This is a genomic window from candidate division KSB1 bacterium, from assembly GCA_022566355.1.
GTDB lineage: Bacteria > Zhuqueibacterota > JdFR-76 > JdFR-76 > DREG01 > JADFJB01.
On the sequence record JADFJB010000128.1, the window covers coordinates 1 to 12584 of the forward strand.

10 protein-coding genes and 1 pseudogene are annotated in these 12584 nt (G+C 40.3%); 10 read left to right on the forward strand and 1 reads right to left on the reverse strand.

What is annotated here, in order from left to right; all coding sequences use genetic code 11:
- Positions 1-59: 59 nt before the first annotated feature.
- Entirely contained in the window at positions 60-263 is a 204-nt protein-coding gene (locus IIC38_17300; GenBank protein MCH8127690.1) for a hypothetical protein, read from the reverse strand.
- 48 nt (positions 264-311) lie between these two features.
- Here IIC38_17300 and IIC38_17305 point away from each other — a divergent pair, with 48 nt between their 5' ends.
- From IIC38_17305 to IIC38_17350, 10 genes and pseudogenes are all read left to right on the forward strand, one after another.
- On the forward strand, positions 312-2636 hold the full coding sequence (locus IIC38_17305) for a GTP-binding protein (protein MCH8127691.1): 2325 nt from the start codon (positions 312-314) through the stop codon (positions 2634-2636).
- Positions 2637-2692: 56 nt separating this feature from the next.
- Positions 2693-3272, forward strand: a pseudogene (locus IIC38_17310) (isoprenylcysteine carboxylmethyltransferase family protein).
- Between the two features lie 846 nt (positions 3273-4118).
- Positions 4119-4445, forward strand: a complete 327-nt coding sequence (locus tag IIC38_17315) for a T9SS type A sorting domain-containing protein (protein ID MCH8127692.1) — start codon at positions 4119-4121, stop codon at positions 4443-4445.
- Positions 4446-4662: 217 nt separating this feature from the next.
- Positions 4663-5802, forward strand: coding sequence for a hypothetical protein (locus IIC38_17320; protein ID MCH8127693.1), 1140 nt, complete (start codon positions 4663-4665; stop codon positions 5800-5802).
- A gap of 48 nt (positions 5803-5850) precedes the next feature.
- Positions 5851-6789, forward strand: a complete 939-nt coding sequence (locus IIC38_17325; protein ID MCH8127694.1) for a dienelactone hydrolase family protein — start codon at positions 5851-5853, stop codon at positions 6787-6789.
- Positions 6790-7218: 429 nt separating this feature from the next.
- Positions 7219-8100: a helix-turn-helix domain-containing protein gene (locus tag IIC38_17330; protein MCH8127695.1), complete on the forward strand. Its 882-nt coding sequence runs from the start codon at positions 7219-7221 to the stop codon at positions 8098-8100.
- A gap of 109 nt (positions 8101-8209) precedes the next feature.
- A complete protein-coding gene (locus tag IIC38_17335; protein ID MCH8127696.1) occupies positions 8210-9052 on the forward strand; it encodes an MBL fold metallo-hydrolase in 843 nt (280 codons plus the stop codon).
- Between the two features lie 453 nt (positions 9053-9505).
- Entirely contained in the window at positions 9506-9940 is a 435-nt protein-coding gene (locus tag IIC38_17340; protein ID MCH8127697.1) for a hypothetical protein, read from the forward strand.
- A 115-nt stretch (positions 9941-10055) separates the two neighbouring features.
- Entirely contained in the window at positions 10056-10523 is a 468-nt protein-coding gene (locus IIC38_17345; GenBank protein ID MCH8127698.1) for a hypothetical protein, read from the forward strand.
- Positions 10524-10899: 376 nt separating this feature from the next.
- Positions 10900-12516 carry a 1-acyl-sn-glycerol-3-phosphate acyltransferase gene (locus tag IIC38_17350; GenBank protein ID MCH8127699.1) on the forward strand — a complete coding sequence of 539 codons (1617 nt, stop codon included), beginning with the start codon at positions 10900-10902 and terminating at the stop codon, positions 12514-12516.
- Positions 12517-12584 lie beyond the last annotated feature (68 nt).

Consider the following 12584-nt stretch of genomic DNA (forward strand, 5'->3'; position numbering starts at 1 on the left):
TTGCCGTCCGCATCCCGTCCCACCAGCACCGCACGCAACCCCCACCCTATGCCCCATATCTATAGGGAATGTAGCGCTTTCGCACCGCGACCCGAAAAAATATGGCGGCCCGGAAACCTTGCCAATGTGTCAATTAAGGCTGATATCTCCCCTGCAAGAATAATTTCAGATGCGGGCATGGAGACAGTGAACCTGTCGCTCGTAACGCGTACCTGCGCTATTGCTGCACGCGGCCGGGCATCCCCTATTTCTGGAATGCTCAATATATCGGTGATTTCTTTGGTAACCCAGAGATGTACGCAGTGATAACTATGGATGACCAGGTTGTTAGCTCGAATAATGTTGTCGTTTTACCAAGTAAATTTCCAGAAGAAATGGACTTGGAGGAGTATCTCTACGAAAACCCACTCACTTCTCTGCCGCCGGAAATCGGGAACCTCACCAACCTGTCTAAACTGTCTCTAATCAGAAACCAACTAACTTCCCTACCGCCGGAAATTGGAAAGCTTACAAAGCTAACGCGTTTGGATCTTCAGCGGAACCGGATTACTCAACTGCCCAGGCAAATATTTGATTTAGACGTCTGGACAGATAAAGTCGCAATTCATTTAGATAAGAATCCCCTTAAAATTCCCCCTATCGAAATTATTAAACAAGGCAAAGAAGTAGTAAAAGCTTATTTTAAGGAAATCGAAAAAGAAGAAACCACACAACTATTTGAAGCCAAGCTGCTCATCGTCGGGCAGGGCGGCGTGGGAAAAACCTATTTGATGAACCGCCTGATATATAATAAAATCGATCCCAAAACCATTTCCACCGAGGGGATCGACATCAACCGATGGATGCTCAAAACCAAACGGACCGACAGGTTCAGGGCCAACTTCTGGGATTTCGGCGGCCAGGAAATTTACCATGCCACCCACCAGTTTTTCCTCACCAAGCGCTCTCTATACCTGTTTGTCTGGGAAGCCCGCACCGATGCCGACCTGCTCAGTTTTGATTACTGGCTCAACACCGTCAAAGTTCTGAGCGATAATTCGCCGGTGATCGTCATTCAAAATAAGATCGATGAACGGAAAAAATCCATCAACCAAACCAACTGGAAAAAGCTGTTTCCCAACATCGTGGAATACCATGATGTCAGCGCCGAGAAGGCAATCGGGACAGATGCGCTCAAAGATGTAATCATTCGGGAAATTGAAAAACTTCCCCATATCGGCGACCTGCTGCCGAAACGATGGCAGGATATCCGCCAGCGATTAGAAGGGATAAAAGAGAATTTTATTTCCTATTCCCACTACCAGGAAATTTGCGGTGGATTTGAGATGGACGACGAACAGACAGAGCGCTTGAGTTTATATTATCATGATCTGGGTGTTTTTCTTCATTTTAAGGAAAACCCGGTTTTACGAAACATTATCTTTCTCAAACCGGAATGGGCAACCAATGCCGTCTACAAAGTCACCGACAACAAGCAGGTGAAAGAGAACCACGGCAGATTTCGCTTTGGTGATTTGGGGAAAATCTGGCAGGATAAGAAGGAGTATCCGCCAAACAAGCACGTGGATTTAGTGGAATTGATGAAGAGCTTCGAGCTCTGTTTCGAGCTTCCCACCGGCCAGGAATACATCATCCCGGAATTACTGCCCGCCGACCAGCCGGCATTGGATTGGGATACCGCGCAGAATTTGCGCTTCAAGTATGTCTATGATTTTATGCCTGCCGGTGTGATGACCCGCTTTATCGTCAACACCCACGATCTGATCAAGCGTGAACTCTACTGGAAAGACGGCGTCGTCTTAACCTGGGAAAACAGCGAGGCGCTGATCGTCAAAACCGATAACCGGATCATTGAAGTGTGGATCGACGGCGATGACAAGAAAACGCTCTTGGGTATTCTCCGGCGGCATATGGATTATATTCATTCTCCCTTCAGCAACCTGGAAGTGAGTGAAATGGTGCCATGTATCTGTTCTAAATGTGACGGAAACCCTGACCCTTATTTTTATCCTTATCAGAATTTGATAGAAGCCAGAAAACAGGACGCAAATGAAATTCAATGCCAAATAAGTTTTACGCTCATTTCCATCGAAAAATTATTAGGTGGAATTGAGGATGAAGAACGGAAAAAGAGCGGTGGAAAGCTACAAAAGATCAAGATCTTCTTAGCTTCTTCTGCCGAACTTGAGGAAGAAAGACAGATTCTGAAACAGTTATTTTATGATGAAACCAAAAAATATATAAATAAAAATATTTTCCTCGATCTGGTGATCTGGGAAGATATAAAGCTCGCTTTTTATGGAGATAGTATACAGGACTATTTCAATGAAAAGATGCTGAAATGTGACGTGGTTATATTCTTGTTTTGGAAAAAAGTTGGTGACTTCACGAAAGAAGAATTTGACCTGGCTTACAAGAATTTTAAAGAAGGCAAAAAGCCTTATTATTTGTATGTTTACTTCAAATCTGGAAAAGTGGATATCGATGAGATTGATGAAGAGATTTTAAAAATACGCGATTTAAAGAAAGAAATCGCAGAAGCGGAGCAGATTTATAACGAGTTCAAATCAAAAGAAGATTTGATATTGCAGCTAAAGAAGCAGTTGGATTTGATTATTCCTGAAATTGGTTCTTAGAAGACTGCAAGACTCAACTAACCACAACTAAAAGAACACTTCGAGGTTATTAAACCATGAATTCGGAAAAATTTGATTACGGAGAATGGGCAACCGTCATTTTTTTCATTCTCTTTTTTCTGGTTTTTGCATTAAGCTTCACTCGCCCCAAGAAGCACGCGTGATTGGCGCTCATTTGGCGCTTTTGCCGCTTTTATCGTGGTGCTATTCGTCGAAATGTATGGCTTCCCATTAACCATCTATTTGCTGGCCGGCTGGCTGGAAAACCAGTTTCCCGATATTGAACTGTTCAAGCATGCAACGGGTCATTTATGGCATACGATTTTTAATTTAGCGGGTAATCCCCATTCTCACCTAATTGACTCCATTTCCACGGTCCTGATTTTGGGCGGATTGGCCGTACTTGGATTTGCATGGAAAGTACTCTATAAGGCACAGCAAACTCACTCCATTGCAAATACCGGCCTCTACTCCCTGGTTCGACACCCGCAATACATCGCATTTATTGCCATCATGTTGGGCTATTTACTAACCTGGCCGACCGGCCTTACCCTGATCATGTTTCCGATTCTGGTTACCGCGAATCCGCCGTGGCGTCAAGCAATCTTAATGCGACAAAATTATTTCAGAATCTAATTGCAAACCGTTGGCATTTTTAATATTTTGTCGTTTACGCGAAAGCAAAAGGAGATGTGTTATGTTTAGAATCCTAGCCCTATTTATTAAAAAGATACTCCCTTTCTTGTTGTTTGTGGGGTTGCCAATAGTCTGTTTGGCTCAGGCCGACAAGAGCGGGGCAAGCCAAACCGTGCAATCGGATCCACCATTCTCGGGCACCATCTTCATCGATCCGGACATCATCACCTCGTCGGATACGAGCACATTCCAGGGCGTGTCGTATTCCGGGCGCGGTTTCCGAACCATGTCGACCGACGGGTCAATAGCTGTATTACCCTCAATGCATTCCTGTTCGACGCAAGTTTTGACGACGGGCTGACCGCCGAGATTCAGGTCAATCCGGAATTCGATAGTTCATCCGCGGCATTGGTGGAGGCGAAGAAGTACGGTTGGGTCATCGGTCAATTGCCGACCGCGCTTCGGGCCGATGTGCAAACTGTCTGGATTCACAAAGGCACCGAGCCGTTCGGAGGCGGGAACAATAATCTGCTCATCCATATTGGCCAGGCCGACCTCTATGTAAATGACGGTATTCTCGAGGAGACATTCGTTCACGAGGCGGCGCACACATCACTGGATGCGGCTCATGCTGCCTCAGCCGGTTGGCTCGCCGCCCAGGCTGCCGATGCCGAATTCATCTCCACCTACGCACGCGATTTTAACACTCGCGAAGATATTGCCGAGAGTTTCCTGCCCTATTTGGCTGTACGTTTCCGTTCGGATCGGATCTCCCAGACACTTAAAAACACCATAGAGCAGACCATCCCCAACCGGATTTCCTACTTTGATAACCAATCATTCGATATGTACCCGATTTCCGAGTCGACCACCAGCGTACTTGATCCCCTTGCATCCGGTCCACCCAAAACCTTCGTGCTTTTTCAAAATTATCCTAATCCGTTTAATCCGTCAACAATCATTTCGTATTCAATCCTTAAACCCGGTTTTGTTACGCTAAAAATTTATGATATTCTCGGCAGAGAAATTCAAACGCTGGTCAGTGAATTTCGAAAAGCAAATACGTATTCTGTTGATTTTGATGCAAGAGAACTAGCCAGTGGTATTTATTTCTATAATCTGCAAGTCGGCAATAATTTCGCAGAAAGGAAAAAAATGTTGCTGATGCGTTGAGCGGGGGGGTGCCACATAACATAATTAAGTGGGATTGTCAAAAAGTATGGGTCGTAATTTTAAGTCAGTGCCCAAGAACTGAAATGACGTTACAACGCACTTTTGCGCAACTTATTATAATCGGTATATCGCTAAAACAACGGTTTGATTGGGCTGGAAATTGTTATTAGTTTTGTCAATATTCAATATAAATAAATTAGCATAAAAGGATGAAAGTATGATAAAACATGTTTCAAAATTTGTATTTGGTTCAATATTGTTTTTCACCTTTTTAAGCGTGAATGCCCAGGAAAACCTTGAAGATATAGCAATAGGGTTTTATAGAACCATACACTCGGAAATAATGAATGAAGACAGACTTTTATATGTTCATTTACCTGAAGGCTATGATGATTCAACTGAATCTTATCCCGTTGTTTTTCAACTATACGCCCATTTTCTTTATGCCTATTTTTTACCAACGGTGAGATCGGTTGAAAGGTTTGGTAAGCATGGGAAAACCCCCAAAATGATCGTAGTTGGGATCAAGAATTTTGAATTCAGGTATAGAGATTTATTACCTGAAGACCATTATGGCGCGAAAAGTGAAATTGATCATTTCCTGCGTTTTATTAAAGATGAATTAATACCGTTTGTGGATAGGAATTATCGCACCAAAAACTATCGAATTTTATCCGGTCCCCAGGCTGGCGCCTCTTTTGGGATCGTTGCAATGGCAAAACATCCGGATCTGTTTAATGCCTTAATTTTAAGCAATCCCTTTTGGATAGAATCTTCTCGAAAGACTTTAATAAACCTTTTTTCTAATGCCATAAAACATTATAACTATTCAGAAAAATCGTTAATGATTTCTTATGATATCGAAGAAGATCCTGACGCTATTACCACTTTGAATGAATTTTCAAAACTTCTGAAAACTGCAGGCAATAATTCACCTAAATATTTCTTACACCAATTGGCGCCGGATTTTGATCTTTCTGTGAGTGTGAATTTTGATAAAGGGTTGAGACACTTATTTAAGGACTATGAATTTCCCGCTAAAGAAAAAGGCCAAAATTTGGACAAAATAAAACATTATTATAAGAACTTATCCCAAGAAATGGGTTTGTCTATAAAAATTTCGGAACTTACACTCGTTTTTGAGGGTGATAAATTTACTCATGTTAAGAACTATACGGATGCCCTGGAAATTTATCGGTTTATGCTCGAGGGATATCCTAATTCTGTGATGGCTTTTGACAGATTAGGGGATGTTTATAATAAAACCGGTAAATATGATTTAGCTATTAAATACTATGAAAATTTCTTAAAATGCAGCCTGGAAATCCAAGAGTTAAAGGAATTATTGAGAAAATAGGTAACCAGTAATTTGATTTGTAATATCGGATGAAATAAAGATTTTTTCATGACTAAATTTGTTGGTTTTTGCAGGATTGAAATTTTGGATGAGCATAAAGGAATAACATTCCCAATGTTGGTAATGTATCCAACCTGCACTCCCGCAAAACCTGTCACATTTGGACCGTTTTCTTTAGATGTTGCCATTGAAGCACCCGTTGAAGATGGCAGCTTTCCTTTAGTAATGATTTCTCATGGTTCCGGTGGTTCTTATTTAACTCATCGGACACTCGGAGCAAATTTGGCGAAGAATGGCTTTGTTGTGTGTATGCCTGAGCACCCGTTTAATAATCGTAATAATAATGAATGGCAATATACCCTTGAGAATTTGACTCATAGGCCAAGGCATATCCGGTTGGCTATCGACCAGGTTCTTTCTCATGACAAATTAAAAAATCACCTGGCTTCGGATAGGGTAGCCATAATTGGTCATTCTGTTGGTGGATATACTGCATTGGCTGTTGCAGGTGGTGTTCCTCATACTCAATTTATAGTTGAATTTTGTCAAAGAAGTGAGAACCAAGATTTACTATTTTGCACGATAGTGAGAAGAAATGAACTAAAGCCCCAAAAAATTGCAGGGGCAGCGGATAGCCGAATAAAAGCAGTCGTGCTGTTTGCACCAGATGTTAGCCTGTTTATGTCTGATGGAGCATTGAGTAATGTTAATGTTCCGGTTTTATTGCTTGTTGCTGAAAAGGAAGATACACCGCTTGAGACGGCTGAAATCGTCATGAATGGTCTTCCTGATAGCTCGCAGCTCAGTTACAGAATGGTTGAAAATGCCGGACACTATTCTTTCCTTAGCCCATTTCCCGAATCTATAAAAAACAGGTTGGGTGGCGCTGCAAGGGATCCGGCAGGCTTCGATCGGGATAGATTTCATGAAGAACTGAATTTGGAAGTATTAGACTTTCTACAGAGAGCGTTAGAGGTTGATCATTAAGATATTAATCCTTTTATATAGTAAAAAGCTTGAATTTTGAGTCAAGTTTTTTTGCGATGAAATAAAATTACTTTGATTTAAAATTCGAAATCCTAAATTCTAGACAATATCGAAAATTCGAATGTACAAAATAAAACAGGGCAAAACTGATTTACTCTCCTCAATAGGTTCCTTCGTTTTGTTTGGTGTATTTGGAATTTGATCATTGGAATTTGTTTAGGATTTCGATATTAGTATTTCAAGTTTATTAAGCATGTTTTTCTTTTGTCGGTTTGAGGCGAAGCTTCGCTAGCATTTGGCATGGTTCAAATAAATTCAGCCCACCGTTAACACGTATTTTGATGAATGAAGCTGAATTGTATCGGTCGAATAAACTAAAGTTTAACCTTAACAAAATGGTACCATAAAAGATGGGATTTTGAGAAACAAATGAGCGAAAAGCAACAGCCTTTCTATTCAGAGCAAAATAGCCGACGCGATGAAATCAACATTTATCGGATCGATGATGCGCTCTTAGAAACCTATCACACAAGACCACGTGAGCCGCACAGGAATAACTATCAAGCGATAATCTGGATTAATACAGGCCGCGGGACACATTTGATCGACGACCAACTTTATGATGTTGAACCGAACACGTTTATGTTGGTCACCAAAGACCAGATGCACGCGTTTAATCCTAAGTCCGGTACATTAGGATGCGGTATACGGTTTTCCGACAGCTTTCTGGATTCTGCAACTTATCATTCAACGAGTAAGTACAGCCTTTTCAATAACCTGACCGTCAACTCAGTACTTAAGGTGAATGAAACGGAAAAGCCTTCTTTCGAAACGTTAATTCTTCAGCTTATAAATGAATATGAAAAAGAAGATGAATCCGGCAAATTTAATATTATTCAACATTTACTGGAAGCTTTGATCATCAAGCTGGATCAATTTAAAAAAAAGCAATTTACCAGGCAATACGACACGAACAATTCGACCTACCTGATATTTCAAGAATTTAACTTTGAGTTAGAAAAATATTTCAAAACTTATCATGATGTTTCAAGTTATTCCGGAAGGCTAAATATTTCTAACAGAAAACTGTCTGATGTCCTTAAATTATTTGTGGGGAAATCCACCGTCGAAGTGATACAAGAAAGAATTGTAGCGGAAGCAAAAAGAGCTCTTATGTATTCCGGTCAAACTATCCAGGAAATCGCATTTGAATTAGGGTTCGATGACCCCTACTATTTTAGTAAAGTATTTAAGAAAGTCACCGGCCAGGCTCCTAAAGCTTTTAGAGATAAACTGCAGAAATTTACATGATTTTTACGGTTTGTTGCATTGTCAAAAGGGTGCAAAAACATTAACTTCTCTCTATCAATTTCAGTCTAGACTCATTTAATTTATAACTCAAATTTAAGGAGAGGCAAAAATGAGAAAGATTATTAGTACCTTAATCCTGGTCGCAGCGGTTTTTTCTACTGCGGCGTTTAGCCAGAATGCTTCCTATAAGGCCATAAAGGTTGCCGATGGGGTTTACAGTTTTGGTGGCGGCCCATGGTCTTACTATTCCATGTTCGTTGTTGCCGATGATGGCGTTTTCGTCGCCGATCCGGTTAACGCGGATCTTGCTGCAGCCATGATGCGGGAGATCAAAAAGATCACGGACAAACCCATTCGATACATGGTCTACAGTCACAACCATTGGGATCATGTTTCGGGCGGTAAAATCTTTAAAGATGCCGGCGCAGTTGTTATTGGCCATGCTGAAAACAAGAAAAATCTGAAGCCGAATCCACAGGTTGTTGTGCCGGATTTGACCTGGGATGGAAATCGTTATGATGTCGTGATTGGCAATAAAACAATCGAGCTGCATTACTATGGTGAGAATCACGGCAGCGGCATGACCGTAATGCTCCTGCCAAAGGAAAAGGTCATGTTCACAGCAGACCTCGTGGTGCCAAAGCGGCTTGGCTTCATGTTTCTGCCCGATTTTTCTGTTAGTGGTTGGATCCGAACGTTGAAAGAAATGGAAAAGCTTGACTTTACAGTTGCGTTGTTTGCTCACGATCATCCCAAAGGCACCAGGCAAGACCTGATTTCGCAAAGGGAATACCTGGAAGACTTAACCAAAGCCGTGCAGCAAGCCATGCAAAGTGGAGATATGATGCTGCAAAGTCTTTCGCTGCCAAAATATAAAGATTGGGCACATTATAACGATTGGTTGGGCCTGAACGGCGCGGCCGTAATGTTAGAAATGATGATGGGTCTCTAAGACGGCAGCGTTTTTCCGGATAAGAATTCAGACGGGAAATCTCCATTTCCAGACGGAAGTGGAGATTTTCTATTTTCGCTATTGACTTACAGACGCGAGAAATCTCCAACAAATCGTTGTACCTGAACGCTTACCTCTTCGTTTTTTTAACCATACCATGTCCGCGAAGTCACATTTATTTGTGGCAAACCTCACTGGCCCGGCACCCGGGTAAACTCAAGCGTTATTCATTTATCAGAAATCTGATACTGTATCAAATTTCTGATAAATACAGAGACTTAGAAACATAAAAACATCTTATCAAGAAATGGTTTTAGTTGATTTTTATATGGATAAATCATTTTGAATACGCGACTGCTAAGTGTATTATGACTTAATCTATCTGGCAAGGTTTTTGTTCTCCTTAATGTACATGAAATCACAATAAATCATTTAAGAAAAGAAACTTTTGAAATGAACAGAAATCTGTTAATGAAATGGTTTGATTTAAAAATGGGTTTGATCTTTTTGGTTTTAGTTGTCAATGCCTGTCAAAAAGGACCCAATGAACCGTCCGAAATAAAAATGCAAGACTTTTATCAGACCTGGGTTCATTCTTACGAAGAAAACTCTACTGATACCAGCGATGTATATCGGCCCGAGAGTTATAAAGAATTCCAGCCTTCCAGGTTCCGCAGGATATACATATTTGAGGAAGACGGTACTTGTCAATGGTTAGTCCTGCACCCGGCTGACGCACATTACATCGAATCAGGCACATGGCTAACTTCCGGGAAAGACAATCGGGAAATATTGCTTTATGACGCTAATGGACAATACCAAAAATCAATATCATTCAGAATCCAAACACTCCAAAAAGCTCTGTTGGAGATTACTGCTATTGAATAGAGGGGTTTTCACATTTGAATTGGGCGGCCAATAAATGCTTAATTGTCTAAACAAAGTTGAGAAAACCCAATGCAGTAACCGCTGGGTTCAACCGTTACAATGAAGGGATAGAGAAATGAAAAAAATACTGGTTTTGTTTGTTATCACAGCAGTCGCTATTGGTATCTATTCATGTGATGATGGCGGCAATCTGCTTTCGCCGGAAAGTGCTGAGACGGAATTTTTGCTCAAAAAAGTTTATTCCATAGGCGATACAATGGAAGTTAATTTAAAGAACAATAGTCAGGATACCATCATTTACAATACATTCTATGCTGCATGCAATCTGCATTATTTTGATAGCAACAATCGGGAATTTCTGATACCTCCGGGAACACATTGCGACCTTGTCAATGAAAGTGAGCTCTTCCCAGGGCAAACAATTACATTGTTTAAATGGGATTTGAGCGAGTGTACCAAAGACAATTGGGGATGTGTCGAAAAGTCACCTCTACCTCGAGGGCAATACAAAATAGTAGGTGTCTTCAAGAATAAGGAAAATTCGAAAGAATATGAGGTGAGTGCCGTTTTTGAAATCAATTAGATCCTTTAAAAAATTGCTGGCGCTACATATTTGTAGTCGTATTGGATCTGATTAGGGGATTTTTGTCGCTCAGATGACGATTCGTGATTCTTTGTGAATGAGTTGAATGACTTAACTTTTATTCCTTCCTTTATATCAAGCATTATCCACTCACTTAATGAAAAAAGGATTGATTTTCGAAGTGTGGGTTTGTTAATTTAATTATAATTAGGAACCAATAAAACAGATCCGGAATAGTTCGTGGGAAATATTCATGGTTATGAAGGTGTAAGTGATAGGGAAGAAACTTAATGTGATTCATAAATCAGGACTTTATGCAACAAAATATTGTCAGCTGTTAGCTGTATAAAGAATTTGCTTTTAAGGAAATTAGTACATGCCCCACACAGATTTAACTTTTATCACCAACGAAGAACAAAAAAACCTCAAATCCAGGTTCCAAGCATTAATCAAAGACACCAAACTATTTGACTGCCTTGTTGGCTATTTTTACACGAGCGGATTCCATGCCATTTATAAGTCCCTGGAAAATACCGAGAAAATTAGAATTCTGATTGGCATAAGCACAAGCAAACAAACATATGAACTACTTTCTGAAGCCAACAATGACAAGCAACAGGCACTGCAATTTTCCCATGCGGAAACAAAGCAGGAATATGAGGAGCTTGTTGAACAGGAGATGGAGAATTCGGAAGATAAACGGGAAGTCGAAGAAGGTGTTGTTAAATTTATCGAATGGATTAAAAACAATAAACTGGAAGTAAAAGCCTACCCATCCAAAAATATTCACGCCAAATTATATATTATGACTTTTGCCAAAGATGACCGCGATGTTGGAAGAGTCATTACCGGGTCAAGTAATTTTACTTACTCGGGTTTAGTGGAGAATCTTGAATTTAACGTCGAGTTGAAAAACCATTCGGACTATAAGTTTGCCAAGGATAAATTTGAAGATCTTTGGAAAAACGCCGTAGATGTCAGCGAAAAATACATTCAAACGATTCAGGAAAAGACCTGGCTCAACCCCGACATAACCCCTTATCAGCTTTATCTGAAATTTCTATACGAATATTTTAAAGATGAATTGAGTCAAACTGATGAAATGTTTTCCAAGTATTTTCCTCAGGAATTTAAGAAGCTAAAATATCAGGAAGAAGCGGTCTATGACGCCAAGAGAAAACTTGAGGAGTATGGCGGTGTCTTCATTTCCGATGTCGTGGGATTGGGGAAAACCTACATCTCGGCCATGCTTGCCGGTCAGATTGATGGCAGAACGCTGGTCATTGCTCCGCCGATTCTGCTTGACAAAACGAATCCGGGTTCATGGCTAAATGTTTTTTCCGATTTTCGGGTTCAGGCAGATTTCGAATCAATTGGAAAATTAGACCAGATACTTCGAAGAGGAACGGAAAAATACAAAAACATAATCATAGATGAACCTTTTATAATAGCTTGTAATCATGCCAGTTATCTTGATGATTTTGCTGTACCCCGTGCTTTCTACCCCCCTATTGATAGGAAATTCCATTTCTATGTCAATTCTTTGTATTTTAAGAATATTCTTTTTAGGATATTCCTAAATTTATATGAAAGCATACCTGTCGATACAAAAAAAGGCAAGAATCATAAGCAAGTTAATCGAAAGGCAATTGATATGGCAATGAAGTACCTTAAAAAAGGCGATATAATCTTTATTTTTCCTGAAGGAGCAAGGAGTTTGGATGGTAAATTGCAAAAGGGAAAAGTTGGTATTGCGAAACTAGCATTGGAAGCAAGAGTTCCTGTCCAGCCTGTTGGTATAATTGGATCTAACAAGATTTTGCCAAAGGGGAAGTTTTTACCCAGGCCAAAAAGGTGCAAAATTAATATAGGGGAGGCATTATACTTCAAGGAATACTACAATAAAACAATAACAAAAAAATTGTTAAGAGAAGTTACAAACAAAATCATGAGAGAAATAGCAAAATTAATAGGCCAAAAATATAATTATTGAAAATGGTTTACCCAATTACAAAAAAGACGATACTCCCCATAATCAGACTTTGGATTAAGGAAGTTAAC

Bases quoted from the DNA above. Each gene is read 5' to 3' on its own strand.
- IIC38_17320 (MCH8127693.1), top strand. From the start codon at position 4,663: ATGATAAAACATGTTTCAAAATTTGTATTTGGTTCAATATTGTTTTTC.
- IIC38_17350 (MCH8127699.1), top strand. From the start codon at position 10,900: ATGCCCCACACAGATTTAACTTTTATCACCAACGAAGAACAAAAAAAC.
- IIC38_17330 (MCH8127695.1), top strand. From the start codon at position 7,219: ATGAGCGAAAAGCAACAGCCTTTCTATTCAGAGCAAAATAGCCGACGC.
- IIC38_17345 (MCH8127698.1), top strand. From the start codon at position 10,056: ATGAAAAAAATACTGGTTTTGTTTGTTATCACAGCAGTCGCTATTGGT.
- IIC38_17335 (MCH8127696.1), top strand. From the start codon at position 8,210: ATGAGAAAGATTATTAGTACCTTAATCCTGGTCGCAGCGGTTTTTTCT.
- IIC38_17325 (MCH8127694.1), top strand. From the start codon at position 5,851: ATGACTAAATTTGTTGGTTTTTGCAGGATTGAAATTTTGGATGAGCAT.
- IIC38_17315 (MCH8127692.1), top strand. From the start codon at position 4,119: ATGTACCCGATTTCCGAGTCGACCACCAGCGTACTTGATCCCCTTGCA.
- IIC38_17340 (MCH8127697.1), top strand. From the start codon at position 9,506: ATGAACAGAAATCTGTTAATGAAATGGTTTGATTTAAAAATGGGTTTG.
- IIC38_17305 (MCH8127691.1), top strand. From the start codon at position 312: ATGGATGACCAGGTTGTTAGCTCGAATAATGTTGTCGTTTTACCAAGT.